The organism is Roseibium sp. MMSF_3544, assembly GCF_030732845.1.
Lineage (GTDB): Bacteria > Pseudomonadota > Alphaproteobacteria > Rhizobiales > Stappiaceae > Roseibium.
In genome coordinates this window covers 101,933-128,577 of record NZ_JASHKA010000005.1, presented here as the reverse complement: position 1 = coordinate 128,577, position 26,645 = coordinate 101,933, and the positions used below count along the sequence as shown (strand labels likewise).

Here is a 26,645-nt window from a genome sequence, read left to right as displayed (position 1 = left end):
TTTTTTGCCGTCGCGCTAGTGTGGTCAATTTGAAATACGCTTCAATTTGCAGCATCCGCCGATGTGTATTTCAATATCGAAAAACGCTCTAGAAACAAAAACTTGCTAGTCACCCTTTTGAAGCTGACGTCCGTTCAGAGCAAGCCGAAGAACGAGATGAACTTCAGATTCGGGTGCGTAGCACCGAATTGCGGCCCGGAAAAGACACTGCCCTCTCCGGAACCTGTGCCATATGTCAGCCGATGTCCGCCAGCCGGTTCAATGCGGTCTGAACCTTGTCCAGCTTTGCCTTGGCCTCGGTCACCTTTTCGCGTTCGCCTTCGACGACCTCATCCGGTGCTTTTTCGACAAATTTCGGGTTGGCGAGCTTCTTCTCGATTTTTGAGATATCACCTTCCAGTTTGCCGACTTCCTTGTTCAGCCGTGCCTTTTCGGCGCTCAGATCGATAACCCCGGCGAGCGGCAGGCACACAGTCGCCTCTCCGACAATAATCTGTGCCGAACCGGAGGGGGCGGCGTCTGCAAGCGAAACGGACTCAGCGCGCGCCAGGCGGAGAATTGCAGATTCGTGCGTTTTCAGCCGCGCAGCCGTGATGTCACTGGCACCATTGATAACAACGGGAACCTTAGCTCCGGCGGGAACGTTCATTTCCGCGCGAACGGACCTGATTTCAGAGATCAAATTGACGAGCCAGTTGATTTCATCAGCAGCCGCTGCATCGAAAACCCGCTCTTCCGGCCACTCGGTCAGCATCAGCAGGTTGCCGGCCTTTGCACCCTCGTCTCCGAGACGCTCCCACAGTTCTTCCGTCAGGAACGGCATGAAAGGATGGAGAACCTTCAGGATTTCATCGATCGCCCAGGCGGTTGTCGCCCGCGTTTCGCTTTTTGCCGCTTCATCGTCGCCGTTGAAGACCGGCTTGGCGAGTTCGAGAAACCAATCGCAGAACGTGTTCCAGGTGAAGCGGTAGACCGCACCGGCTGCATCGTTAAACCGGTACTCGTCGAGCGCCGCGGTGACTTCAGCAACACAGCGGCCCATTTCGGTTGCAATCCAGCGGTTGAGCGTGTGCTGGGTCGTTGCCGGATCGAAGCCTTGAACGCGGGCGCAGCCGTTCATCTCGGCGAAACGGGCAGCGTTCCAAAGCTTCGTTGCAAACCTCTGGCCGCCTTCAGCTGCCTGGTCGGACATGCGAAGGGTCCGGCGCGACTGAACCTCCTGGCTTGCAAGCGCAAATCGGGTCGCGTCAGCGCCATAGGTGTCAATCAGCTCAAGTGGGTCGAGGACGTTGCCGAGAGACTTCGACATCTTTTTCCCGGCCCTGTCGACAACGATGGAGTTGATATAGACCGTGTGAAACGGCACCTCATCCATGAAGTGAATGCCCTGCATCATCATCCGGGCAACCCAGAAGAAGATGATGTCGAACCCGGTCACCAGAACATCTGTCTTGTAGTAGCGCTCAAGCTCCGGCGTCTTGTGCGGCCAACCGAGTGTTGAGAACGGCCACAGCGCCGAGGAGAACCAGGTATCGAGAACGTCCTCATCCCTCGTAAGGGCCTTGCCGCCAGCCTTTTCTAGAGCCTCTTCCTCCGTCTGGGCGCAGTATTCGTTACCGTCTTCATCGTACCAGACCGGGATCTGGTGGCCCCACCAGAGCTGGCGCGAAATGCACCAGGGCTGGATGTCGTTCAGCCAGTTGAAATAGGTCTTGTCCCAATTCTCGGGGACGAATTTCGTGGTTCCGTCCTGAACGGCTTTCAGCGCAGGTCCGGCGAGCGTTTTCGCATCAACGAACCACTGGTCCGTCAACATCGGCTCAATCACGACCTTCGAGCGGTCGCCGAAAGGCTGCATGATCTTCTTGGATTCCACCAGCGGCAGTTCGGCCGGCCCCTCGGCATCTTCCTCCAGCGGCCGGACAATTGCCCGCCCCAGCGGATGCCACTCCGGTGCCTGTCCCTTCATCCACGCAACTTCAGGGTGATTGGCAGGAACCGTAACGGCGAGGCCTTCCGCCGTGATCTGCTCGATGACGCGCTTGCGCGCCTCGAAACGGTCAAGACCGCGCAGGTCGTCCGGTACGATGTTGATGAGGTCAACCTCGTTGATGGTCAACTTCGCGCCGTCGATAATCGCCTGCGCTTTTGACGCTTCTTCGGCATATGGTGCACCGTCGGCACGCATTGCACCCTTGGTGTCCATCAGGCGATACATCGGAATGTTGTTCCGCTGCGCAACGCCATAGTCGTTGAAATCATGCGCACCGGTGATTTTGACCGCACCGGAGCCAAACTCCGGATCCGGATAGTCATCGGTGATGATCGGGATCAGACGCCGGTTTTCCTTCGGCCCGACGGGGATCTCGCAAAGCTTGCCGATGATCGGCTTGTAGCGCTCATCCTTCGGGTGAACCGCGACTGCGCCGTCACCAAGCATGGTTTCAGGGCGTGTCGTGGCAATCGAGATATAGTCCCGGGTCTCGCGAAGCGTGACGTTGCCGTCTTCGTCCTTCTCGACATATTCATATGTTTCGCCACCGGCCAGCGGATACTTGAAATGCCACATGTGGCCGTCGGTTTCGATATTCTCGACTTCCAGATCCGAGATCGCGGTCTCGAATTTCGGATCCCAATTGACGAGACGCTTGGACCGGTAGATCAGGCCTTCATTGTAGAGGTCGACAAAAACCTTGAGGACCGCCGCTGACAAGTTGGGCGACATCGTGAACTCGGTCCGGCTCCAGTCGCAGGACGCACCGAGGCGCTTCAACTGACCGAGGATTGTTCCCTCGGACTTTCGTTTCTGCTCCCAGACCCTTTCGACAAATGCCTCGCGCCCCATCTCGCGGCGGCCTGGCTGCTGGGCTTCCATCAGCTCGCGCTCGACCACCATCTGCGTGGCGATCCCGGCATGGTCAGTTCCCGGCTGCCAAAGCACGTCAAAACCCTGCATCCGCTTCCAGCGGATCAGGATGTCCTGCAACGTGTTGTTCAGCGCGTGGCCCATGTGCAAGGACCCCGTCACATTTGGCGGCGGAATTACGATGGAAAAGGCAGAGGCGCCGTCCTTGGCACCAGCTCCGGCCTTGAAGGCCTCCGCCTTTTCCCAGGTTTCGTAAATCCGCGGCTCAACGCTGGCCGCATCGTAGGTCTTTTCCAGCATCAGGGTCACTCAATGGGAGGATGAATTCGAATTTCGTGAGCCCCCGTGTAAATCGGAAGCGTCTCCGCAAGTCAACCGGTTTGACGTTGTTTCCGACCGACAAAGCGGCGCATCTGCGCCAGTTTCGAGCTATAGCAAAACATCGGCTTGGGTTGGCGCGCCGATACTGTCATAACGATCACATGACGATCTCAATCCGTCCGCACCACTTGCTTTGCATGCTGACCTATCTCGGCAAGGGTTACACGCCGGACTTCGTCCACGGTTACAACAAGATCATTCGGCGGCTGAATGCGGGCGAAGCGATTGAAATCGTTAGCGGACCGGACGATATCTGCCGACCGATGCTGTCAGAAGACGGGTGCCATTGTCACGACGACAGCGTGCGAGACCGTGACACTCGCGCGCTCGCGCAGGTCGGCCGTGTTCTGGGCATTGATCTTGAAAACGGTGGTGTTTTGCTGCTGACACCAGAACGGATTTCGGTTTTGCGGACAGCGTTTCTTGACGGTTCGGTCCGCGCCGCCTGTACCGGATGCGAGTGGTACGATCTGTGTTCTGAAATTTCCGATGGCGGCTACAGGGCTTGTCGCCTCTCTATTCGCGCCGGCCAGGGCAAGGACGCATAGTTCCGAAAAGTCGCCTATCGGCGGCGCGTCACACGCTGAATTTCCTTTTGCACCATCTGCTCGACCATTCCTGGAAGATTCTGGTCGAGCCATGCCTTCAGCATGGGACGAAGCATTTCCTTAACGAGTTCTTCGACAGTCTGAGCCTGGGAACCGACAAACATGTTCGACAGATTGTCGAAAGCCGCGTGGACTGCCTCACCGGTGTTGTTGGATGTGAGCGGCGCGTCGTCGGCCACAACGGGAAGGTCGTCCGGAACCGGTGCAGTTTCCATCGACGCAAGCGGAATGGGCTCCGGATCCGGAATCTCGGGTTCCGGCTCGGGCTCAGGTTCCTGCGCAAACGAGATGTCGCCCTCAGGACTGTCGAACGTATCGGCCAGCCCCTCGACGATTTCCATCTCGTCGTCTTCTGAAACAGCAAGTTCTTCCGTCAGCTCCAGGACATCGTCATCGCCTTCGTCTTCGGCGGCGTCAGCCTCCATTGCCGCAGCCATATCGTCTGCGTCATCAGAACTGTCGTCGTCTCCGCTGCCAGCTGTATCAAACAGTTTGTCCAGGTCGTCCTGGGACATTTCGGAGGCGTCACCCATGTCTTCAACCGCTTCTTCTACCGGAGTTTCTGCTTCTTCACTCGTGCCAGCCTCGCCGGAATCGGCGTTTTGCGAATCCTCGTCGGAAATTATTCGGCGGATCGATGCGAGGATTTCCTCCATCGACGGCTCGTCAGCCTTTTTCGCCTCTGCCATGATTTCCCCCGTGAGATTCAGCTACGCTCCGTCACATTCAAACGAACTGAATGATTCGTTAAACGAAATTATGCTGTTCAACTCTCAGCCCGCAAAGCAAACGCACCTGCAACAGGTGCCTTATCCCCTCTTATGTCCGCAAAAACACACGAGAAGTGGAAAACCGTCCGCGCTGCAACAACGCCTCCGTTTCACGAGCCTGGCCCTTCCCAGAAACGAAAACGGCCGAAACCGGAGCGGTTTCAGCCGTCTGATTCTTGCTGAAATTGGACCGTTTAACGCCCGTCAGGTGTCGTGAGACCGAACCACTTGCCCCTCACCGCCTGATAATGCTGAGCCGGATCGTAGCGGGCGACATTCAGACCAAGAGATGCAGCGTCCAATCGCCCAACGGCGGCTACAAGCTGATATCCGCTGACGATCCTGTTCCGTTGCGCGGTCACCAGGTTCGACTGCTGATTGACCAGTTCCCGCTGCGCGTCGAGAACATCGAGTGTGGTCCGCTGACCGACGCGCTGTTCTTCGATCACACCTTCGAGGGCAAGCTGCTGGGCTTCAACAGCGGCCTGCGCTGCAACGATGGATGCCTCGGCCGCCTGGTAATTGCCCCATGCGGAAATCACGTTCGCCCTGATCTGGTCACGTGTGACATCGAGCTGAAGGCGGGTCTGGCCGAGATCTTCCTTTGCCTGCCGAACGCTGGAAGAGACACTTCCTGCCTGGTAGATCGGAATGCTCACGGTGCCGGAGATCTGGGCCGAGTCGGTGATCGTCGCATTTGCGCTCGGATTCCAGCTGCGCGACAGGCTGCCATCAAGCGAAACCGACGGAAGCAGCTGCCCCTCAATTGCCTTGACGTTGAAGATGGCAGCATCAACAAGGTGCTGAGCCTGCCTGATCAGTGGCTGGTTCGCCTCACTGAGTTGCAGAGCGTTCTCAAGTGATTTGGGCACGTACTTGCCGATCCGGGCATCGGCCGAAAGATTGCGCGCCTCAATTCCGATAACCTGACGGTAGATCGCCCGACTCGAATTCAAATTGGCCATCGCCGTGTTCAGGCTCGCTCGCGCTTCAGCCGCGCGGGCTTCGGCCTGGCTGACGTCGGTTCTCGTACCCTCGCCGACATCAAAGCGATCTCGGGCAGCACGCACCTGTTCCTGGAGGAACGCAAGGTCGCTGCGCTGCAAGGAAACAAGGGCCGTGTCGCGGATCACGTCGACATAAGCCGTCGCGGCATCGAGAAGCGTGTCCTGCTCGGTGGAGACGAGGCTCTCACGTTGCGCCCGTACAATCGCTTCCGCCTGACGCACCGAGTTGACCGTGCGGAAGCCGTTGAACAGTGTCTGGCTGATCGTCAACGAGATCGACGCATTGTTCCGAACGTTCGAAAAATTATCGGTTTCGGAAAAAATCCGGCCACCGGAAGCCGATGCAGATACGGTTGGCCGCCACCCGGACAGTGCCTGAGGTACGCCTTCGTCCGTGCTGCGCAACTGCGCACGTGCAGCATTCAAACTGGGATTATTTGCATAGGCCAATGCGAGCGATTGCCAAATCGTTTCCGCTTTTGCCGGAGAGCCCATAGCTCCAGCCAACGAAACGGCGGCAACGCCACTCATCAACCCAAGCGCGATGCCCACTGCCCTAATTGTCGTACGACAAGACACCCAACGCTCCTTCAGGATCAACACACTCGGATTTGTTGAGTAAACTGATGGGTATCAATCTTCAACCGTTTGCGAGTGCGAAAGTCCGAATTTCTGGGAGTGCGGCTTTATGGCAACAAGTCCACACACCCGTTAAACTGTTGTTTCAGTTTTATAACACGCAAGGTGTTAACGAGATCCGTCCGCTCGCGACCGGCTTTCGCCTAAAACACGAACTCTTCCGCTTTCGCAAATCCGGGCAGAAGGCTGACCGATGCGTTGAACCCGAATCGGCTGCTCACCGCGTCTCCCGATTTCTGGTAGACACGAGCTGTGCCTGCACCGCCCTGGCCTTCAACAACCACCAGACGGCCATCCGATTTCAGCTGTTCAACCAGCACATCCGGCAATGTTTCGACGGCCCCATCTACGACAATCACGTCATAAGGTCCTTCCGAGGCATATCCCTCCACGAGCGGGCCCTCGACGACAACAGCGTTCTCGATCCCAAGATCGACCAGTACTTCTGTCGCCGATTTCGCCAGATCCTCGTTCTCTTCCAACGCGACAACGGATGCAGCCAGCTTTGAAATGACCGCCGCGCTGTACCCGGTGCCTGCACCGACCACCAGAACCACGTAATCCGACTTGATGTCGGCCATTTGCAGAAGCTTGGCGAAAATGTGCGGTTTCATCAGGGCGCGTCCGGAATCGGCCGGTCCGATCGGAAGGTCCTCGTCGATATAGGCAACAGCCTTTTTCGACGCCGGGACAAAACGCTCCCGCGGCACAGCTTCCATGGCATCGAGGATCCGGTGATCGGTCACATCGTTTGTGCGCAGCTGGTTGTCCACCATCTTGCGGCGGGACTGGCTATAGTCCGTCATTTCGGCCCTCACTTTGACTTGCCGGATAACCGGCGCCTCCTGATGACGTTCATTAGCGAGGCGAAAGCGGCCTGACAAGTATCCGTCCCGCCAGATCCCTCATAGGTTCGGACCCTGTGACTGAAAAAACGCAGAAACTGCCCGGCGCGCGCTAACCGCAATGAGATCAAACCAGCGCGTTCAGCTTATTCCGGTGGCTGCGTGACAAGGTCTTCCGTACACGGGAAGGCTTCCCGAAACGCCCGCAAAACCAAGCGATGCGCGTTGACATAAAGGCTCCCCGGGTTTCGCTGAAGATGGTCAACGACGGCATCCTTTTGCTGCTCGGCCGCCGATTGCTCCGATATGCAGAAACCCAGCATCAAGTTGACCGCATAATTGAAGTCAGCGATGTCGTCGAACTTCGCTCCAACCGATTGCATTGAGTTTATCGATCCACCGACTAGTCCATCCCGCACACCGTCGATGTAAACCGCACAGAAGGCTGCCTGTGTCACATCCTCGCCGGTGCAGGCTTCAAGCAGTTCGTTGCCGGTGACTGGCGCACCATGACCCGGGCTGAACGACGCAAAAAAGGCGATCAGGAATACACTTAAAGCTCTCATTTCACGAGCTTATGTCCAAGGAACTCAACGCTCAACATACATGCGTCTTGCCGGACCCTGTATCGGTTCGGAAAGCAATCACCTCAATCGCGCGCTCAGGCCGTGCTCTCATAACGGACGAAGTCATCGCATATCAGGCCTGAACGCAACGGCGGATGGGCGTGTGGAAAATGCCTACCCTGACAAATCCCCTCTTGACCAATCCCTGCAACTCGTTGATAAGCCTGACCGCACACCACACGGTGGCCCTGTGGCGGAGTGGTGACGCAGCGGATTGCAAATCCGTGTACACCGGTTCGATTCCGGTCGGGGCCTCCAATCTCTTCAGCATTTCTATGTCCCCAAGGAACTTGCCAGGCGATTGCGTCTCGCTGTCGCTACCCCTTTCCCCAACGTCATGCTAGCGTTCCGGATATTTCCAAGCAGACCGGGGATTTGTCATGAAAACGCCAGGCGGGAAAGCACCTCAACCAGCCAAACAGCCGCATTTGGTCACCACGTCAGCCATGAAGCGCGTCGAACCGCCGCGGCCAAAAAAGTCGCCGCAGCTTGTTTCCCAGGACACCAACATCGAAGCCCTCGTGGAGACCTTGCGCCAGCGGATCAACGACCTGGAGGCACGCATCGCCGATCTGGAGAGTGTCATCACGGTCCAGAACCAGGATGTCATCATCAACGCGCCCAAGAGCGTCCTGATCCAGGGCATGCACACTGTCGAGATTTCAGCTGGCAGCAAGTACAAGGTGGCGGCTTCCATGACCGAAAGCAATGTTGCGCTCACAAAGCATTCCGGCGTTCTTGAATGCGACACGCTGATCGCGAACGCGGTCGTCAGCGCTAGCTACACACCAGGTGCAGGCAATATCTGGTGACGACAATGCCGCGCCGGCTTCAGGCATCCCATTTCTGCATCTGCTGTAGGGCCTTGACTTGATAAGGCAAAACTGCGGATGCTATTATGATGATTGAGCCCAGTTTCAGCGTCGGCGTCGAGGAAGAATACCTTCTTGTCGACAAAACCAGCCGCAAGTTGGCGAGTTCGCCTCCCAAGGAACTTTTTGCGGCCTGCGAAAGCGCGCTTGAAGGACGGGTCAGTCCCGAATTTCTGCAATGCCAGATCGAGATCGGCACACCGGTCTGCATGACACTTGGCGAAGTCCGCGCCGAACTAGCTTATTTCCGCAAGACGGTCGCCAGGGTCGCAGCAGACCATAATCTCGCGCCGATTGCCGCTTCAACCCATCCCTTTGCCGAGTGGACCGACCAGCCTCACACCGACAAGGAGCGCTACAACCAGATTGCCCGCACGATGCAGCTGGTGGTCAAAAGGATGCTGATTTGCGGGATGCATGTGCATGTCGGGATCGAGGACGACGAGCTGCGGATCGATCTCTTCAATCAGCTCTCTTATTTTTTGCCGCATCTGCTGGCCCTGAGCACATCATCGCCGCTCTGGCGCGGACGCATCACCGGGCTGAAGTCCTACCGGCTTTCAGTCTTCAGCGAACTGCCGCGCACCGGCCTGCCGCCCCGATTCGAGAGCTACAACGAGTACCGCCGCATCGTTGATATTCTCAGCCATGCCGGTGTTCTTGAGGACGCCACCAAAATCTGGTGGGACCTGCGCCCGTCCGACCGGTTTCCGACACTCGAAATGCGGATCACCGATGTCTGTACGCGTCTTGAAGATGCTGTGGCGATCGCAGCCCTCTTCAGATGCATCTGCCGCATGCTCTATCGCCTGCGCCGGGCTAACCAGAGCTGGCGTCCCTATTCGAGGTTTCTGCTTGCGGAAAACCGCTGGCAGGCACAGCGGCACGGAACATCGGCCAGCCTGATCGATTTCGGCCGCAACGAAACCACTCCCTTCGTCGATCTCGCCGAGGAACTGATTGAACTGGTCAGGCCCGACGCCGTCCATTTCGGTTGCGAGAAAGAAGTGGAGCATATCCGCACCATTGCGCTTCATGGCACATCAGCGGAAAAGCAGCTGGAACTTGCAGGTGACGTTGCCGATGACGGTATCCTTCCGCCGGAAACGCTCAACCGGATCGTCGATCATCTGATGCAAGAGACCCTGTCGGGCGTCTGACCTGCGTAAGATCGACCGCTTCAGCTTTTCCGCGCAGGTGATCCATGCGGAGATGCATGAAAGTGGGTCCGGTCTCCTGTCAGAACATAGGCAAACTCGTCGATTTCGAGGATCACCGCCTCCGCGGTGCGCGCGAGGCCCGATTTGGGCCGCATGGCCCGCTTCGCCTCCACCAGTGATTTCCTCGCATGCGACAGGGCATTGAGGACTGTTTCCCGATCAAATTCCTTCGGACCCCGGCTCCGGCGTTCTGCGGCCATCGTGCACTCCATTTTGTTCCTGATTTGTTCTTATAAATTCCAAAAATTTCCTGTCAATTTGCGTTTCTGACAATGGCATGTCGTTTCACGCACTGACCAAGCGTTCCAAATCGGATAAGTCTCGGCAAAACAAGGACGGAAAGCACGCGCCGGATCTGCAACGAAGCGGCGGGCAAACTGCAAAGGGTGACATCGTGAAACACGGCGGTGATTTGTCTCTCGCGATCGAACGTTTCGGCGGATCCAAGGACGACTGGCTGGACCTGTCGACGGGGATAAACCCGCACGCCTATCCAATTCCGGGGGAGTTGGCTGCAAAGACCTGGACGTCCCTACCCTCCCGTGTTGCTGAAGAGCAGCTCGTTTCGGCAGCCCGGCGCTGCTACCAGGTTCCCGATCATCTCGATCTTGTCGCCGCGCCAGGGACACAGATCCTGCTGTCGCTTCTGCCGCTGATTTTGCCGGATGGTCCTGCTGCGCTTGCCTCGCCCACCTACCCCAGTCACAAGGCCGTCTGGGAACGCAGCGGACGGACGCCCGTTGAACTTTCGAGCGTCTACGCGCAGCCGGCTGACGCGAAAATCGTCATTCTGGTCAATCCGAACAATCCGGACGGACAACTGATCGACGTCAAGAGCCTGCTTGAGATCGCCCGGACCCTGACCGAGCGCGGCGGCTATCTCGTGCTCGACGAATCCTTTGCCGATACTGTCCCGGGTGCGAGCATTTTGCCTCATGTCGGCGAGGAAAATGTCATCGTGCTGAGGTCTTTCGGGAAATTCTACGGACTGGCAGGCCTCAGACTGGGTTTCCTCGCCGGACCGCCGGCGATCACCGGGGTGGTGTCGTCTCACCTGGAAAGCTGGAGCGTCAGCGGCCCGGCCCTGGAAATTGGCGCAAAGGCGCTGCGTGACGCGGAATGGCGCGAAGCAACCATTCGCACCCTCGCGGATGAGATGGCCGATCTGACCATTGCCCTATCAGAAAACCATCTCAGTGTGTTTGGCGGTACGCCGCTCTATGCACTTGCGGGGCTTCGCAATGCCAAGGGCCTTCACGAGGCCTTGGCGCGGCGCCATATCTGGACGCGGGTGTTCGATTACGCGCCAACCTGGATCCGCCTCGGCCTGCCGGGTGGGCCGGAAAACCTGCAGCGGCTTTCCGATGCACTTTCTGAAGCCATGAAAGAGGTGTGAGTGCGCGACCGGCAAAGGCGCGGAGGGAAAACCGGGTTTCCCTTTCGCCGGAATTGCTCTAACGACAGCCCATGCTGATCTACGACAATGCGCTGTGGCTGCTTCTTGCCGCGCTTCTGCTTGACGCTGTCGTCGGCGACCCGGACTGGATTTGGCGTCGGTTGCCTCATCCCGTGGTCTGGATCGGCAAGGCCATCTCCTTTTTCGACAAACGCCTGAACCTGCCGGACATGACAGCGTCCCGGCGCAAATTTGGCGGCGTCGTTGCGCTGCTGTGTCTTATCGTCGGCGGACTGATCACAGGAGCGGCCATTCACGCGCTTGCTGCCGTTGTTCCCTATGGCGAGACACTGATTGTCGTAACCGCGGCGATTTTCATTGCGCAAAACAGTCTTTACCGGCACGTTGCCGCGGTTCGCGACGGGCTCGAACAGGGCGGCCTTGAGGGGGGCCGCAAGGCCGTTGCCATGATCGTCGGGCGCGACCCGGAGCAGCTCGACGAGGCCGGTGTTTCACGGGCTGCAATCGAATCCTGCGCGGAGAATTTTTCGGACGGCGTCGTTGCGCCGGTGTTCTGGTTTGCACTCTTCGGGTTGCCTGGATTGCTGATCTACAAGGCCGTCAACACGGCGGACAGCATGATCGGCCACAAGAACGAGACATACCTCGATTTCGGTTGGGCGTCGGCCAAGTTTGACGACCTGATCAACCTGCCAGCATCGCGACTTTCCGGACTTTTCATCGCATTCTCGGCACCGATTGCGCGCGGTTCGATCGGCAAAAGCCTTGCGTGCATTTTTGCAGATGCCGGAAAACACCGCTCGCCTAACGCCGGCTGGCCGGAAGCTGCGATGGCAGGCGCACTCAATATCGCTCTTGCGGGCCCGCGCGCCTATCCGGGCTATACGGTGGAGGATCCTTATCTGAACGAGCGTGGGCGGCACAAAACGAATGGAAACGATATTGATCGGGCCGGGATGGTGATGATTGGCGCGTGCACCATTCAGGCTCTAGCAATCGCATTGTTCGCCGTATTCGCGTCTTAATTGTCCAATTTTTCTTCCCTACCAGTATCGATATTTGGTTTGAGTTCGCGCAGCCAGCTAATGAGGTCGGAGATTCCGCCGGAAATCGCGATCAACAACATGCCGCCGACGACCTCGAACACTGAGGTCCAAAACGAAGCAATTTCGTGAGCTGACAGAGTGATAGCTCCGAAATTGTGTTCCGCGCTCATCCATCGGAGAAACTGGAAATTCACCAGGCCCTGCAACCCGTACATTGCGAATCCCAAACCGATCAACGCGACGCCCGCTGACTGAACAACACTAACGTTGTAGGTTTCTTCAGGCTCGGTCTCATCCTTTGGAAAGCGCAGACCGATCAAAACAACGCGAGGATAGAGGAATACCAAAATACAAATCAAAAATTGCCACATGACAGACAGAGAATGCATATCAATAGGCTCATCAGAAGTAATATTCAAAATCGTCGCCGGAACAAAATAAAGTATACTCATGAAATAATATATCGTGAACAAGCGAACCAAAACTAAACCCACCTTAACAGTCATGAGTTTCTCCACTGACTACGGCAGAACAAAAAAAGGAAAATTGTCCAATAGTGTTTCAAGAGAATTCCAGAATGAATTTCCTTTGTTCTATTGTATCCGGCACTAAGACACCGCGCGCCGCAGACACTTGTTCCAAGGCGTTCTCCGCCTGACTTCCGAGACCTATCAAGACGCAACAGGCTACAACACCCGACCTGCCAATGCCTGCCCGGCAATGAATCGCGACCCTCGATCCTGCGTGCATGTCGGCGTTTATAGATAAAGCAAGTTCCTTTGCGATTGCAACCTCCGGTATACCCCGATCAACAACCGGAACGTTGGTGAAGTTGATCCCGTTTCGTTTACAAATTTGACCTTCGTTCGCAAGCGCGAGGCTATCTGCCTCCTCCGGTGTCAACATCGACACAATGTGGTCGATGCCCATCAATTTCAGCTTCTTGATGTCATCATCGAGCCACTCGCCCGAGGGCTTGGGCATGATAAAAAGCCGCCCGGCGGCATTCACCGGGATTTCATAGAGTGAAGGGGTCATTGCTGAGTTCGTTTTAGTTTCTCAGGTTTTGGCGATACTTAGGATCGCTTCGGTGTCCAAAACACCCTCAAGGTGCCCCGCCAAGTCATCGAGAATCCGGTCGATGCTTCGGTCATACGCAAGGTCCGAGGCAACAGCGAAGGATTTCAGATAGGCCGCGCGGAAGGCATCGTGCGTAAAGAGACCGTGGACATAAGTGCCCGAAACCAGGCCATCTGCGGATACCGCACCATCGGGATGACCGTCTTTCAAGCGCATCATTGGCCGTTCGCAATCTGGACCGGAGGTGCGGCCGATATGGATTTCGTATCCGGACACCGGCGCGTTGCTGGTGACATGAATACCTTCCGCATAAACCGTTGACTTTTCAGGGGTCAGCACGGTTTCGACGTCAAGATAGCCGAGCCCTTCGACTGTCCCCGGAGCGCCCTCTATGCCATCAGGATCGGAGATGGTCCGCCCGAGCATCTGGTAGCCGCCACAGACACCCAAAATTTGCCCACCCCGGCGATGATGCGCCTTCAGATCGATATCCCATCCCTGACGGCGCAGGAACGCCAGATCGCCAACCGTCGATTTTGAACCAGGCAGCAAGACAACATTCGCATCGCCCGGCAGCGCCTGCCCCGGCTGAACCAGTTCGAGCGTTACACCGGGTTCGAGCCGAAGCGGGTCGAGATCATCGAAATTGGCGATCCTGGATATCACCGGAACGACAATCTTCAGCCCCCCGCTTCCGAACCCGTCTTCAAGACCGAGCGCATCTTCTGCCGGAAGCTTTGCCGCATCGGCAATCCAGGGCACGACGCCAATCCCCTGCCATCCGGTTCTCGCTGAAATTTCACGCATGCCGTCATCGAACAAGCTCGGGTCGCCTCGGAAACGGTTGATGAAAAATCCCTTGATGCGGTTCTGTTCTGCGGGTTCCAAAACGGCATGGGTCCCGACTACGGACGCAATCACCCCGCCCCGGTCAATATCCGCGCACAAGATGACCGGCAGGTCCGCAGCTTCCGCAAACCCCATATTGGCGATGTCGCCGGCGCGCAGATTGATTTCGGCGGGACTGCCGGCCCCCTCAACGATGATCAGATCTGCCGTTGACCCTATCTTTGAAAAACTCTCCAGAGTCTTCGGTAAAAGCTTTTCTTTCTGCTTTCCGTATTCGCGCGCCTTCATGGTCCCGAAGCGCTTGCCCTGGACGATGACCTGGGCACCAGTGTCCGTTTCCGGCTTCAGAAGAACGGGGTTCATATGAACGGAAAGCGGAACGCGGCAGCCCATGGCCTGCAAGGCTTGCGCGCGGCCGATTTCGCCGCCATCTGCGGTCACTGCCGCGTTGTTGGACATGTTCTGTGGCTTGAACGGGCGGACGTTGAGACCGCGATTGGTGAACAGCCGGCACAATCCAGCAACGATCAGGCTTTTGCCTACATTCGATCCTGTACCCTGGATCATGATTGCAGGAGTGGTGTGGCTCATCTATCGCCGTCTTCAGTGAGCTTTGCAGCACCATAGGGGCGGAATTCAGTCGGCACCGGCAGGTTTGCCAGCTGCAATTCGAGCAACAGCCGTATCGTCGGCCGCACGGCGAACAGGATCGAGCCGATCAAAAAAAGCCACGTGCCGGAAAACTCAAGACTCGGGTAGAAAAAGAAAATGCTGCCAATAACGAAGGTCAGTGCCGCCAAAAACTCCACCACCGTCCTGTAGAGTTCGTATTTTCGAACCAGTTCCTCATGTGCCGGCGATGCGGACCGTGCGGCATTGTCGAAGAGTTTGCTCATTGCCGCTTGGCTCCCTTGGCTCTACCCACAATTCGAAGCGGAGACACTTTAGTTTTTGGGCTTAAAACTCAATGCCTTCCTGCGGCTTCACGCCGGACCGGAATGGATGCTTGACCTGCGTCATGTCGGTGACGAGATCGGCGATATCGATGAGTTCGTCCTTGGCATTGCGGCCTGTTATGACCACGTGAACGTCGTTCGGCTTCTCGTTCTTCAAAAACTCGACCACCTTGGCAATGTCGATGTAGTCGTAACGAAGCACGATGTTGAGTTCGTCGCACAAGATCAGACGGTAGTCGCCCGACAGGATCATCTCCTTGGCCGCTTCCCAGGCCTGTTCGGCTGCGTCGATATCGCGTTGCCGGTCCTGGGTTTCCCAGGTGAAACCCTCGCCCATCCGCTTGATCGTCACAAGATCGGAGAAGCGTTCCAGCGCCATGCGTTCGCCGGTCTCGATACGGCCCTTTACGAACTGAACGACGCCAACCTTGTGCCCATGGCCAAGCGAGCGGAACACCATTCCGAATCCGGCCGTCGACTTTCCCTTGCCCTTGCCGGTATGAACAATCAGCAGACCCTTCTCGATGGTCTTGGTCGCCATGATCTTGTCGCGCGCGGCTTTCTTCTTGCGCATCTTTTCCGCATGGCGGGCATTCAGCTCTTCTTCGCTCAGCTCGGGCTTGTCTTTGTCGGCGGTCACGGCGCAGCGGTCCCCTCGAATGTGAGTTTCATTTCTTTCAAATCAGAATGGGTCGAATTGCGCCTCGGCGTCCAGAGGCCTCGATCGATTGCTTCCTGAAAACGTGTGAGCATCTCGCTATAGCCTGCAGGATTGGCTGATTGCAGGAACTCGCGCACATCTTCATTGTTGAGATAGGCATCATACAGCTGGTCGAAGTGATGGTCACCGACTGCGCTGGTCGTGGCGGAAAAGGCAAAGAGGTAGTCGAGCGTTGCCACCATTTCGAAGGCGCCCTTGTAACCGTGGCGCATGACCCCGCTGATCCATTTGGGGTTGGCCGCACGCCCGCGTACAACACGGCCGATTTCCTCCGAAAGCGACCGGATGACTGGGCGTTCGGGGCGCGAGTGATCATTGTGGTAGATCTTCGGGGCTTCGCCTTTCAGCGCTTCAACCGATGCCGCCAGACCGCCCTCGAACTGGTAGTAATCGTCGCTGTCCAAAAGATCGTGTTCGCGGTTGTCCTGATTGTGCAGGACTGCATCAACCGACGTCAGGCGCTGCTCAAGCTCTCCCCGCGCACTGTTGCCCGATACGCCGCCGCCATAGGCGTATCCGCCCCAGGTCAGAAAGGCGTCGGCAAAATCGCCGCGCTCTTCCCAGATGCCCTCGTCGATCAGCGCCTGAAGTCCGGCGCCGTAAGCGCCGGGTTTCGAGCCGAAGACACGGTAACCCGCGCGGCGCACAGCATCGTCGGCGGCCACCCCCTCGCTCTCAAGGCGCCGCGCTTCGGATTTCATGCGCAAGGCGATCGGATTGGCGTCCGCCGGTTCGCCAAGAGCCCCGATTGCGCGGACCGCACTGTCGAAAATATCCATCTGGTGCGGAAACGCGTCCCGGAAGAACCCCGAGACCCTCAAGGTGACATCGATGCGTGGCCGTCCGAGTTCCGACAGTTTCAGAACCTCAAAGCCGGTCACCCTGCCCGACCCTTGCTCCCAAACGGGTTTGGCACCAATCAGTGCCATCGCCTGGGCGACGTCGTCGCCACCGGTGCGCATGTTGGCCGTTCCCCAGCATGTGAGCACGAGCGATTGCGGCCACTCGCCTTCTTCCTGAAAGTATCGCTCCGCTACCAATCCCGCCGACTGCCAGCCAAGCCGCCAGGCGGTCTCGGTCGGAACCGCACGTACGTCGACAGAGTAAAAATTCTTTCCGGTCGGTAGGACATCTGGGCGGCCGCGCGACGGAGCACCGGAAGGACCTGGCTCAACAAATCCTCCGCGCAACGCCGTGAGCACGGCAACGGTTTCAGCATCACCAGACGTGACCACCGATCTGCGCAGCGATCCGTTTGTTTCTTCAAGGACGGCCCGGGTTTCCAGCCAGTCTTGTTCCGGAACCGCTTCGCCTGAAATCAGGTCGCGGGAAAGCAGCTCGATCCGTTCAACAGTGTCCCCGTTGGAGCGCCAGGGCGCATCTGAGACATGTTTGAGAACATCCGGTTTTGGTCCGGTCCAGCTATCGGAAAAATTACAATCGAGCGGATCGAAATCGTGCAAGGACAGATCGCGTGCAAGCGCGCGCTGCAAGCTGATCTGATGGCCTTCCTTGCCGCGCGGCACACGGGCGAGCGCTGCAAGAAGATCCGTCAGCTGATCACCATTAGGGCTTTGGCCAAGAATGTGGAGGCCACTTCGGATCTGGAGCTCCTTGAGATCGCACAGATGCGCATCCAAACGCGCCAGTCTCGTGTCCTCGTCCATGGTCTCATCAAGACCGATATCCTTGTCGAGGCCATGGCGGGTGGCGGCATCGAGAATGTCGCGGGTGAGCGCCTTCAAACGTCGCGGATCAACGCCGCTGGCGAGATAGTATTCATCAAGCAGGGTTTCCAGCTCTTCTGCAACACCATGGCTTTCGGCGCGCGTCAGGGGTGGTGTCAGGTGATCGACGATGACGGCAGAGGTCCGGCGCTTGGCCTGTGCACCCTCGCCAGGGTCGTTGACGATAAACGGATAGATGTTCGGAACCGGTCCAAGAACCGCTTCCGGGAAACAGTCCTGCGACAAGGCCAGGGCCTTGCCCGGCAGCCATTCCAGATTGCCGTGTTTTCCCAGATGGACAATCGCATCGGCTCCAAAACTTTCGCGCAGCCAGATATAGAACGCGAAATAGTGGTGCGGCGGCACGAGATCCGGATCGTGGTAGGTGTCTTTCGGATCAATGTTGTAGCCGCGCGCGGGCTGAATGCCGACCACCTGGTTGCCGAACCTGTGCAATGCCAGCTGGAATTTCCCGTCAGCCAGATGCGGATCCTCTTCTGGGTTGCCCCAGCGATCCATGACAGCCGTTTTGACGGAAACCGGCAACACTTTGAAAAACCGATGATAATCGACCAGCGGCAGCGTTTCGAAAATCGCTTTGCTGGCACGCCCGTCGAGCGCATTGGTCACACCAGAGGTCAGAACATCCATCAGGGCGGCTGAACATCCCGGCGCTTCGCCTGTGTTGAACCCCTCCGTCCGCATCGCGTCCAGCAGGGCCACGCAGGAAGCGGGTGTATCGAGCCCGACACCATTGGCAAGGCGCCCGTCCTTGTTCGGATAGTTTGCCAGGATCAAAGCCGTCTTCTTGTCACGGGCAGGACATTTGCCGAGCCTTGCCCAGTTTGCAGCAAGATCGGCGACGAACTCGATGCGGTCGGCAACGGGCGTAAAGCGAACCGGGGTCGACTGGGTTGCTTCGTCAAATACGCCCTCTTCCTTGAATGAAACCGCGCGCGTCAGGATGCGGCCGTCAATTTCAGGCAGGACGACATGCATTGCCAGGTCGCGGATGGAAAGGCCCTGGTCGCTCTCTTGCCAGCCTTCTTTCGATGACGACGAAAAGACCACTTGCAGGACTGGCTTCCCAATCCTGTCGAGAGGTGTCGACTGATGCGCCCTACCAGCTTGGGAGACGGCAAAAGCGGTGCCGTTCAAGACAACATCCGGCTCGCACCCGTCAAACAGGCTTTGCAGAATGGCGACGGACTCGGCTTCCTTTAGGCTCGAGACAAAGACAGGCAATGCGTTGATGCCCGAACGGTCGAGTGCGTCGATCAGCGCATCGACAGGTGCGGTCTGCGCCCCTTGTACCAACGCGCGATAGAAGGTGATGGCGGCGACCGGCCGGGTCGGATCCTTCCAGGTTGCCCTGAGCGTTTCCAAGTCAGGCGTGGCTTGATCTTTGGAGTACAGTCCAGCACGCGGCAACGGAACAGGATGCGCCGGTTCCTCGCCAATCCCGATCAGGTGGGCGGCAAAACGCAGCGCATTGGCGTAGTTTGCAGCCCCGCCCTCAACGCAGTACCGCCAGAACCTGTGAACCTCGTCAACCGATCGCGTCGACCTGCCGGTCAGCGCATCATCCCACTTGTCGTCTCCGGGAACGACGATGAGATCGATGCCGCATGCGCGCACTTCCTCTTCGATGCGTTCCAGGCCGTAGCGCCAGTATTCAACGCCGCCAAGAATACGCAGAATGACCAGCCTGGAACCGCGCACGGTCTGCTCAGCATAAAGATCAACCGAATAGGGATGCGAAAGCGCCATCAGGTTCGCAAGCCGCAGGCTCGAGCGGTCCGATCCAAGCCCGGCATGCGCCGCCGAAAAACTGCCGAGTTCGGTGTCAGCCGCGGACAGGAACAGGATATCTGCTGGCCCCTGCCCCAGATCGACGGCGTCTCCTCCATCGTCGATCCGGCGGGTCTGGCTGGCGAGTATGTGCATCGTTACGTCTTCTGTTTCTTGTCTTTCGAACGGCTATCCGTTTGAGGGCCGCTTGCCTACTTTCGCTCAGCAATCAGGCAGCCGCCCTGACACGCCCAAGGGCTGCGCGAACCGCCTCAAGATCGAAGCCCTTCAAGCCAATCACGACCAGCCTGCCCGAGCTTTCCGCGCCTGCTGCAAACCAGGTTTCGACACGTGGACCAACGGCCTGAACCATGGCAGGTGCCGCCTTGCCGTTGATCTGAATAGCGCCCTTGATCCGGAGCACTCCCTTCAACGCCATCGCCTCGAGAACATTTGTTTCCGCAGTCTTGAGGGAGTCGAAGGCCGGAACATCCAGAACGTGACTTTCGAAATCGTCGTGATGGTGATGGTCGTGATGATGATCATGGTGGTGGTCATGATGATCATCGTGATCGTGGTGATGATGATCGTGACCGTCTTCGTCATTGTCGTGGTGATGGTGGTGTTCGTGTCTCGCTGCCATGTCGTCTTCTGCTGCAGACCCGCGTCCGAGCAACACCTCGATCGGCAGCGTGCCTTTTTCGGATGCAACGACATGAACCGCCGGACGGACTTCGGCCTGAATCCGCTCCTCGACGGACTTCAATGCGTCACCGGCAACGAGATCCGCCTTGTTGAGCACGACCAGATCCGCACAACGCAGCTGGTCCTGGAACAATTCCTCCACCGGGCTTTCGTGATCGAGTGCCTCGTCAGCCGCGCGCTGCGCTTCGAGCGCCGCCTCGTCCAGCGCAATCCGGCCTTCGGCGAGCGCGGCCGCATCCAGCACGGTCACGACACCGTCGACGGTCACTTTCGTCTTGACGCTCGGCCAGGAGAAGGCGCGCACGAGCGGCTGGGGCAACGCCAGGCCGGATGTCTCGATCACGATGTGCTCCGGCGGCGTTTCGCGGGAGAGCAGCATTTCCATGGTCGGCAGAAAGTCATCGGCAACCGTGCAGCAGATGCAGCCGTTGGTCAGTTCCACGACTTCTTCAGCGGCACAATCGGGGTCAGCACAGCCATTCACCAGCGACCCGTCGAACCCCATGTCGCCGAACTCGTTGACGATGAGCGCTATCTTCTTGCCATTTGCGTTCTGTAAAAGATTGCGGATCAGCGTCGTCTTGCCCGCACCCAGAAAGCCGGTGACGATTGTCGCAGGAATTTTCTGTCCCTGAGCGAAGCTGTTGATTGTCATAGCGTTATGTCCAGTTGTGTGTTGGGCTTCATAAGCAGGGGCAGACCGGCGGCCACAAAGACAACCTGGCTGCAAGCTTCTGCGATATCCTGATTGAGCCGTCCCTGCGCATCGCGGAACGACCTTGAAAGTCGGTTCTCCGGCACGATCCCCATGCCGACTTCGTTCGAAACGAAAATGGCTGCACCCTGAAGCTGCGATACCGTGCTGCAAAGCTTTGCCGTCTCAACGGCAATATCCTTCTCCGCAAAGGTCAGATTGGACAGCCAGAGCGTCAGGCAATCGACGAGAACCACACGGCCGGCTTGGCATTCGTTTTCAAGAACAGCTGCAACATCAATCGGTTCTTCGACCGTCATCCAACCTTCGCCGCGCTGCTGGCGATGCGCGGCAATGCGCTCTGTCATTTCAGCGTCGAAGGCCTGGCCTGTCGCCAGGTAGGTTTTTTCAAGACCGGAGTTTAAGGCCAGTTTTTCGGCAAACCGGCTCTTGCCGGATCGTGCACCGCCGAAAACAAGTGTGGACCGGGGCCCTTTGTGTTCACTCACATCTTTCTCCCGGCCGTCCACCCGACAGCGTCAAGGGTTGCTTTTGTGACGGCCGGTCTCCTGGCTCACGGCTCGATGCGTCCGGCACTCCTTCCCGGTCACTCAGGACCAGTGGTTCGTGTGCGCTCGCTCGCCGTTTACAGTTGCGGGGGCAGCTCCGGATTACCGCTTTTCGCAGGCACCGGATTCCCGTTTCATCCGGATCGGGCATAACCCTTTCCGGAACCGTCAGAATCCTTCCTAAACCGTTATCTGGCTTGAGACAAGCGCGCTCGCGGGCTGAGAATTCCAGTGCTGGCCGCACCAAAGCGCAACATCGTGCGTCTTGGCGCGCCGAACCACGGCAGAAAGGCCCGCTCGGAACTTAGAAACGGTGCCTGCCCTCACCCTGGTTTTCCAATCCGCCGTCAGTCTCTAGAAACCTGTTATCTTTACGCTTTTCCACACAGCAGGCAAAAAAGTGACGGCTTGATGAAAAAAACGCCCTCAGGGGCTTGGCAAACGGATGACGCCTTTGATATACGCATCTCCATCGACGGGGCGGTGATGCATCGGCCCTGTTTGTGGTGATCCCCAGTAGCTCAGTTGGTAGAGCAAGCGACTGTTAATCGCTGGGTCGCTGGTTCGAGTCCGGCCTGGGGAGCCATCCACCTCTTCATTCAAAATGCTTAAATGGAAACGCCTGCAACCGGAGCGTTCGTGCGTGCGCGCGATATGCAGCTGATCGCCTTATGGGTGCAGCTGTCGGCTGACGTATTCATGCAGGAATGGTGAGGACGAGGAACCCCGCCCTCACCGGATATTACCTTAAGCGAAGGACCAACGTTCCATCCAGCGCTCGCCGTCCATATCCCAGTTGGACGCCATGCTGTCGCTCACCACGATGTCCTTGCCGGTCGCAAAGACGTAGTTGGCGAACATCGGGATGATCACGCCGCCGTCTTCGTTCACGATGGCCTGCATTTCGTAGTACATCGTGCGGCGCTTGTCGGTGTCGAGTTCCGCGCGCGCTGCGAGCAGGAGTTCGTTGAACCTTGCATTGTCCCAGAAGCTGTCGTTCCAGGCAGCACCTGCTGCATAGGCAGTTGAGAACATCGCGTCTTCGACCGGGCGTCCGCCCCAGTAAACGGCAGAGAACGGATCCTTCATCCAGACGTCAGACCAGTAGCCGTCGTTCGGCACCCGCTTGATTTCCAGGTCGATGCCGGCATTGGCTGCCGACTGCTGGTAAAGCACCGCGGCATCGACCGCGCCCGGGAAGGCCGCATCTGCTGCCGAAAGGGCAACGGACAGCTTGTCCATGCCAGCTTCCTTCAGGTGGAACTTGGCCTTGTCGGGGTCGTAAGTGCGTTGCTCCAGCTCACTGTTGAAGAACTGCTGACCCTGCCCGATCGGGTGGTCATTGCCGACCGCGCCATAGCCGAACAGGATCTTGTCGACCATTTCCTGGCGGTTGACGGCGTGTTTCAGGGCAAGCCGCACGTTCTTGTCGGTGTACGGGTCCTTGTTGGTGGACATCGCGAATGTGTAGTGCTGGTTGCCGGCAACCGAGTGGATTGTCAGCTCCGGACGGCGGCCCATGAGACCGACCGTTTTCAGGTCCAGCTTGTCAATCACATGCACATCGCCCGAGATCAGGGCCGTCGTGCGGGCGTTAAGGTCCACGATGGAAAGCAGTTCAACACCGTCGAAGAAGCCACGCTCGCTGTCCCAGTCGTTTTCAAAGCGCGCAAGTGTCGCCGAGACGCCCGGGTCAAAATTGCTGAGCTTGTAAGGACCTGCACCGTCGCCGGATCGCCAGTCGATGGAGTCGTCCTTGGCCGGAAGAATGGGCAGATGGTAGTCGGTGAAGGTGAACGGGAAGTCCGCGCTACCGGACGAGAGCGTGAAGACCACGTCGCCACCGTCGGCGCTGATATTCTCGATAGAGCTCAGCAACGGTTTTGCAGCGGAGGTCGAATCCTCACCCAGGTGGAAATTGATCGAAGCAATGACGTCTTCAGCGGTCACGTCCTTGCCGGAATGGAAAGTGATTCCAGGACGCATTTTGAAGCGCCAGATCTTGGCTTCAGGATCGGCTTCCCAGCTTTCAGCAAGTTGCGGCTCGACCGAGCCATCGGGGGCAACGCCGGTCAGGTAACCGTTATAGCCATAGGCCATGGCGATAACGAAGCCGTTTTCCCATGTTCCCGGGTTAAGTGTGTCTGTGGTCTGGCCGTGGCCCTTGGCGACGCGGATAACTCCGCCGCGTTTGGGAGCGGCCTGCGCGGTTCCCGACAGGACGCCGCTTGCCAGCACCGTGGCTGCGCCTGTTGTCTGCAAGAACCTGCGACGGTTCATTGATCCAGCTGTTAGTTCCCCAAATTTCATATTTTTCTCCCCTTTCGGCAAATGAAACTAGTTTCGTTCTTTTCGTATCACTCGAGGATGTCCAACATTATGGACCGGATCATCCGAAGAACGAACTTGTTTTGTGAAGTAGGTCTGGGTGCGTGCCTCCCGCACGTGATTTTGATTGTCCGGAGCCCTTGTTTTTCTTGCGGCAACGCTTCCACACAATGTCCAACATATACAGGGTCAACTCGGTTTTTTGAAAAGATAGCAGTATTAATTTGAAAAAATCAGCTTAAATTTTTGCAATGAAATATTTGCGGTAGATCCATGCCCCAACACACTGACATCAAGGACCTCAGTCTCAAGGGACTGGAACTGTTCCAGTTGTGCGCCCAAAGAGGATCGCTCCAGGCGGTCGCCTCAGAGACCGGTTTGTCGGCAAGCACCGTTTCACACCACCTGCGCAGCCTTGAGGAGACGCTTCGCGTCGAGCTATTTGATCACTCCCGACGTCCGCTTGTTCTGACGCCGAAAGGAAAGATCTTTCTTCGCAATATCGACAATGCCCTGCATGACCTTCGCAAAGCCAAATCCGAAGCCGCAGCAGGAAACATGTCGGAGGCAAGTTACCTGCGGGTTGGGACAATCGAGGATTTCGACAGCGACATAATCCCCGCACTAGCAGTCAGCCTCTTTGAAACCATGCCCAATTGCGACTTTCTCTATCATACGGATTTCAGCCATACGATCGTTCAAATGCTGCGCAACCGTCAGCTGGATATCGGAATTGCAGCAGAGTCGACTGAACGGACCCGGGACTTCATCGACCGGCCGCTCCTGCGCGATCCCTTTGTTCTGGTCTGCCCCAAAAACGTCGACCGATCGCCCCGGGAAATCGTCAGCGGCGGCGCGGATCTCCCGTTTCTGCGGTTTTCCAGCAACCTCTTTATTGCCAGGCAGATCGAGGCTCAGTTGAGACGGATGGACATTACCCAGCCGCATCGCTTCGAATGCGGAAACAATCAGACCCTATTGGCCATGGTGGCTGCCGGAACAGGCTGGACGATCACAACCCCGCTACTGTTCTCGCGGGCCCGGCGGTTCCATTCAGATGTCGACATGCACCGGTTTCCCGGAAAAGGATTTGCGCGCACGCTGGCGCTGTTGGCAAATACGGACTGCTCGCGCTCCGTTCTGGATCTTGTCGACACAACGATCAGAAACCTCATCCTGGAAACTGTCATCGCGCCGTTTCATCGATCAAATTCGTGGCTAACAGACAGCTTCAAGTTAATCGACTAATTCGTTGTTTTATCTGCTTTCTTCTAAAATATTTTGAACTTCTCCCGGATGCGCTGATCCTGTTCCGCGGTCAGGTAGGCCGGGTGATGACCGGCAAGGATCTCCGCAGCGCGAGAGCGTGCCCTTGTCCAAGCATCCTGCGCACCGTTTTGCGCCCAGGTCCTCGGTTCGTCCCTGTCTGCCAGCGAAGGATAGAAATAGTCACGCTCCATCGCCTGATAGGTGTTCTGGCCACCCAGGAAGTGTCCTTCCCCCAAAACCGCTTCACAGATTGCGTCAAAGGCCAGGCTTTCAGGAGAAACTTCAACACCGCGCAGCGCCCGGTAAGTCATGGAGTGCATTTCGTCATCAAGCACGAAGGCTTCAAAACTGGCGCCCAATAGCGACGCGGTCATACCGGAGCTTTCATAGATCAGGTTGCCACCAGCAAGGGCAGCTGCCAGCGAGGTCACGCCTTTTTCGACACCGGCTTGCGCATCGATCGCCTTGGCGTCCGTCATCGAAGACGCGACGCCGGAAGGCAGCCCCAGCCAGTTGGTCAATTGCGCCGAGGCTGCATTGAGAACAGCGGTTTCACCACCGCCGCCGGAAAACGCGCCCGTTCTGAGATCAATGACCAGCGGCCAGTTTGAGAAGATCATCGGAAAGCCGGGCTGAATGGCATGAACCATCACCAGGCTCGCCAGTGTCTCCGCCAGCGATTGTGCAAGGAAACCGGCCAACGTCGCCGGCGCAGTCGCACCAGCCTGGGCAGCTGTGATGCACGACATCGGAATATTGTGCCGGATGCATTCATAAACGACGCCAACGGCGTCTTCTCCATAGCGCAGCGGTGAAATGACGGGACTGATATGGGCTTTTAAGAACGGACGTTTTGCGAACGCCCCCGGCCCGCCGGCGGCGATATCCAGCATGTCCACGATCGGACCAACATGTTCTGGAAGCGTGAAGGACGTTGCGACCGGTTTTGTCGTGTTCTTCAAAAGGGCGTAGACGGTGTTAACGTCGAGATCGAAGACGTCTTCCACATCAGTGGCAACGCAACAGCGTGTAAACCAGCTGACATTTTGCAGAACGTCCTGGACACGGGTGAAATTGTGGAGGTCTTCGAGGGTGGAAGGCCGATACAAACCGCTTTCCATATCGAGCGTCTGAACAGCCGCGCCGCCAGTCCCGAAATACACCCTGTCTCCACCGACCACGATCGATCGCGAATCGTCGCGTCCATGGAATGTGAATGTCTTTGCGGCACCATCGATTGCGGACCGAACAAGATCTTCCGGAAATAGCAGGCGATCATTGTCTGTCTCCGTGGCTCCAGCCGCCAGCAGATCTTCCTTGAGCCGGTCCGGCACCTCGCCCATGCCCAGTTTCGCCAGCAAATCCAAGGCTGTCTGATAGATCTGCCTCAAGTCTTCGTCTTCGAGCGGTCGGTACCGTCCGCCCGACTGGCCTGGCGGACACGGGTCGACCAATGGCTTGGCAGCCCGTAGCGCCAAGCGTTCCTTGCGGCCTCCCCTTTTCGTCCGGCCTCCAGCCATTTGCGTTCCTCCAGATTGCGTTGATACGCCTATCAAAAAGATCCGCTGTGGCTGCGCAACCGAATTGGAACTAATTCTGTTTTATTCGCGCTAAATTCTCAATTTTTCGAAATTATCACTCGCCGTATTGTCGGCTACG

General features: G+C 57.5%; 22 protein-coding genes, 2 tRNA genes and 1 riboswitch. Of the genes, 8 read left to right on the top strand and 16 right to left on the bottom strand.

Going from position 1 to position 26,645, the window contains the following annotated elements; all coding sequences use genetic code 11:
- Window positions 1-235 precede the first annotated feature (235 nt).
- Entirely contained in the window at window positions 236-3,166 is a 2,931-nt protein-coding gene (locus RBB47_RS09330; protein WP_305985507.1) for a valine--tRNA ligase, read from the bottom strand.
- 182 nt (window positions 3,167-3,348) lie between these two features.
- On the opposite strand from RBB47_RS09330, the gene RBB47_RS09325 reads away from it, so the two are divergent.
- Window positions 3,349-3,795 carry a DUF1284 domain-containing protein gene (locus tag RBB47_RS09325; RefSeq protein ID WP_305985506.1) on the top strand — a complete coding sequence of 149 codons (447 nt, stop codon included), beginning with the start codon at window positions 3,349-3,351 and terminating at the stop codon, window positions 3,793-3,795.
- Window positions 3,796-3,809: 14 nt separating this feature from the next.
- Here the strand turns inward: RBB47_RS09325 and RBB47_RS09320 are convergent, their stop codons facing one another.
- The 4 genes from RBB47_RS09320 to RBB47_RS09305 all read right to left on the bottom strand — a co-directional run bounded on the left by RBB47_RS09320 (window position 3,810) and on the right by RBB47_RS09305 (window position 7,682).
- Window positions 3,810-4,544, bottom strand: a complete 735-nt coding sequence (locus tag RBB47_RS09320) for a PopZ family protein (RefSeq protein WP_305985505.1) — start codon at window positions 4,542-4,544, stop codon at window positions 3,810-3,812.
- A 275-nt stretch (window positions 4,545-4,819) separates the two neighbouring features.
- Window positions 4,820-6,163, bottom strand: a complete 1,344-nt coding sequence (locus RBB47_RS09315; RefSeq protein ID WP_305985673.1) for a TolC family outer membrane protein — start codon at window positions 6,161-6,163, stop codon at window positions 4,820-4,822.
- Between the two features lie 251 nt (window positions 6,164-6,414).
- The gene (locus RBB47_RS09310; RefSeq protein ID WP_305985504.1) at window positions 6,415-7,077 is read right to left on the bottom strand and encodes a protein-L-isoaspartate O-methyltransferase; all 663 of its coding nucleotides are present in this window, start codon (window positions 7,075-7,077) and stop codon (window positions 6,415-6,417) included.
- A gap of 185 nt (window positions 7,078-7,262) precedes the next feature.
- The gene (locus RBB47_RS09305) at window positions 7,263-7,682 is read right to left on the bottom strand and encodes a Rap1a/Tai family immunity protein (RefSeq protein WP_305985503.1); all 420 of its coding nucleotides are present in this window, start codon (window positions 7,680-7,682) and stop codon (window positions 7,263-7,265) included.
- Window positions 7,683-7,926: 244 nt separating this feature from the next.
- On the opposite strand from RBB47_RS09305, the gene RBB47_RS09300 reads away from it, so the two are divergent.
- The 3 genes from RBB47_RS09300 to RBB47_RS09290 all read left to right on the top strand — a co-directional run bounded on the left by RBB47_RS09300 (window position 7,927) and on the right by RBB47_RS09290 (window position 9,774).
- Window positions 7,927-8,000 (top strand) — tRNA-Cys (locus RBB47_RS09300).
- A gap of 122 nt (window positions 8,001-8,122) precedes the next feature.
- Window positions 8,123-8,554 carry a hypothetical protein gene (locus RBB47_RS09295; protein WP_305985502.1) on the top strand — a complete coding sequence of 144 codons (432 nt, stop codon included), beginning with the start codon at window positions 8,123-8,125 and terminating at the stop codon, window positions 8,552-8,554.
- Window positions 8,555-8,640: 86 nt separating this feature from the next.
- Window positions 8,641-9,774: a carboxylate-amine ligase gene (locus tag RBB47_RS09290; RefSeq protein WP_305985501.1), complete on the top strand. Its 1,134-nt coding sequence runs from the start codon at window positions 8,641-8,643 to the stop codon at window positions 9,772-9,774.
- 20 nt (window positions 9,775-9,794) lie between these two features.
- Here the strand turns inward: RBB47_RS09290 and RBB47_RS09285 are convergent, their stop codons facing one another.
- Complete coding sequence (locus RBB47_RS09285; protein WP_305985500.1) at window positions 9,795-10,034, bottom strand: hypothetical protein; 240 nt, start codon at window positions 10,032-10,034, stop codon at window positions 9,795-9,797.
- A 77-nt stretch (window positions 10,035-10,111) separates the two neighbouring features.
- On the opposite strand from RBB47_RS09285, the gene cobD reads away from it, so the two are divergent.
- Together cobD and cbiB are read left to right on the top strand one after the other, a co-directional pair.
- Window positions 10,112-11,230, top strand: a complete 1,119-nt coding sequence (gene cobD, locus RBB47_RS09280) for a threonine-phosphate decarboxylase CobD (protein ID WP_305985499.1) — start codon at window positions 10,112-10,114, stop codon at window positions 11,228-11,230.
- A 71-nt stretch (window positions 11,231-11,301) separates the two neighbouring features.
- Window positions 11,302-12,276, top strand: coding sequence for an adenosylcobinamide-phosphate synthase CbiB (cbiB, locus tag RBB47_RS09275; protein ID WP_305985498.1), 975 nt, complete (start codon window positions 11,302-11,304; stop codon window positions 12,274-12,276).
- Here cbiB and RBB47_RS09270 read toward each other — a convergent pair.
- The 8 genes from RBB47_RS09270 to cobU form a co-directional block, all read right to left on the bottom strand.
- Window positions 12,273-12,803 carry a hypothetical protein gene (locus tag RBB47_RS09270; RefSeq protein WP_305985497.1) on the bottom strand — a complete coding sequence of 177 codons (531 nt, stop codon included), beginning with the start codon at window positions 12,801-12,803 and terminating at the stop codon, window positions 12,273-12,275. The two genes, cbiB and RBB47_RS09270, sit on opposite strands and share 4 nt — an antisense overlap.
- Window positions 12,804-12,858: 55 nt before the next feature.
- Window positions 12,859-13,335: a dual specificity protein phosphatase family protein gene (locus RBB47_RS09265; protein ID WP_305985496.1), complete on the bottom strand. Its 477-nt coding sequence runs from the start codon at window positions 13,333-13,335 to the stop codon at window positions 12,859-12,861.
- A 21-nt stretch (window positions 13,336-13,356) separates the two neighbouring features.
- Window positions 13,357-14,817 (bottom strand): cobyric acid synthase, encoded by a 1,461-nt coding sequence (locus RBB47_RS09260; RefSeq protein ID WP_305985495.1) that lies wholly within the window; start codon window positions 14,815-14,817, stop codon window positions 13,357-13,359.
- Window positions 14,814-15,122 carry a YrhK family protein gene (locus RBB47_RS09255; protein ID WP_305985494.1) on the bottom strand — a complete coding sequence of 103 codons (309 nt, stop codon included), beginning with the start codon at window positions 15,120-15,122 and terminating at the stop codon, window positions 14,814-14,816. The genes RBB47_RS09260 and RBB47_RS09255 overlap by 4 nt, the downstream gene beginning before the upstream one ends.
- A gap of 61 nt (window positions 15,123-15,183) precedes the next feature.
- Window positions 15,184-15,822, bottom strand: coding sequence for a cob(I)yrinic acid a,c-diamide adenosyltransferase (gene cobO, locus RBB47_RS09250; protein ID WP_305985493.1), 639 nt, complete (start codon window positions 15,820-15,822; stop codon window positions 15,184-15,186).
- Window positions 15,819-19,577 carry a cobaltochelatase subunit CobN gene (gene cobN / locus RBB47_RS09245; RefSeq protein WP_305985492.1) on the bottom strand — a complete coding sequence of 1,253 codons (3,759 nt, stop codon included), beginning with the start codon at window positions 19,575-19,577 and terminating at the stop codon, window positions 15,819-15,821. The genes cobO and cobN overlap by 4 nt, the downstream gene beginning before the upstream one ends.
- A gap of 73 nt (window positions 19,578-19,650) precedes the next feature.
- Complete coding sequence (gene cobW, locus RBB47_RS09240; protein WP_305985491.1) at window positions 19,651-20,781, bottom strand: cobalamin biosynthesis protein CobW; 1,131 nt, start codon at window positions 20,779-20,781, stop codon at window positions 19,651-19,653.
- Entirely contained in the window at window positions 20,778-21,329 is a 552-nt protein-coding gene (cobU, locus tag RBB47_RS09235) for a bifunctional adenosylcobinamide kinase/adenosylcobinamide-phosphate guanylyltransferase (protein ID WP_305985490.1), read from the bottom strand. The genes cobW and cobU overlap by 4 nt, the downstream gene beginning before the upstream one ends.
- Before the next feature lie 32 nt (window positions 21,330-21,361).
- Window positions 21,362-21,574, bottom strand: a riboswitch (cobalamin riboswitch).
- 325 nt (window positions 21,575-21,899) lie between these two features.
- Between cobU and RBB47_RS09230 the strand changes: the two genes are divergently transcribed.
- Window positions 21,900-21,975 (top strand) — tRNA-Asn (locus RBB47_RS09230).
- A gap of 161 nt (window positions 21,976-22,136) precedes the next feature.
- Here the strand turns inward: RBB47_RS09230 and RBB47_RS09225 are convergent.
- Complete coding sequence (locus tag RBB47_RS09225) at window positions 22,137-23,699, bottom strand: ABC transporter substrate-binding protein (RefSeq protein ID WP_305985489.1); 1,563 nt, start codon at window positions 23,697-23,699, stop codon at window positions 22,137-22,139.
- A 291-nt stretch (window positions 23,700-23,990) separates the two neighbouring features.
- On the opposite strand from RBB47_RS09225, the gene RBB47_RS09220 reads away from it, so the two are divergent.
- Window positions 23,991-24,965, top strand: a complete 975-nt coding sequence (locus RBB47_RS09220) for a LysR family transcriptional regulator (RefSeq protein WP_305985488.1) — start codon at window positions 23,991-23,993, stop codon at window positions 24,963-24,965.
- Window positions 24,966-24,988: 23 nt separating this feature from the next.
- On the opposite strand, the gene RBB47_RS09215 is transcribed toward RBB47_RS09220, so the two are convergent.
- A complete protein-coding gene (locus RBB47_RS09215; RefSeq protein ID WP_305985487.1) occupies window positions 24,989-26,506 on the bottom strand; it encodes a trimethylamine methyltransferase family protein in 1,518 nt (505 codons plus the stop codon).
- Between the last annotated feature and the right edge of the window lie 139 nt (window positions 26,507-26,645).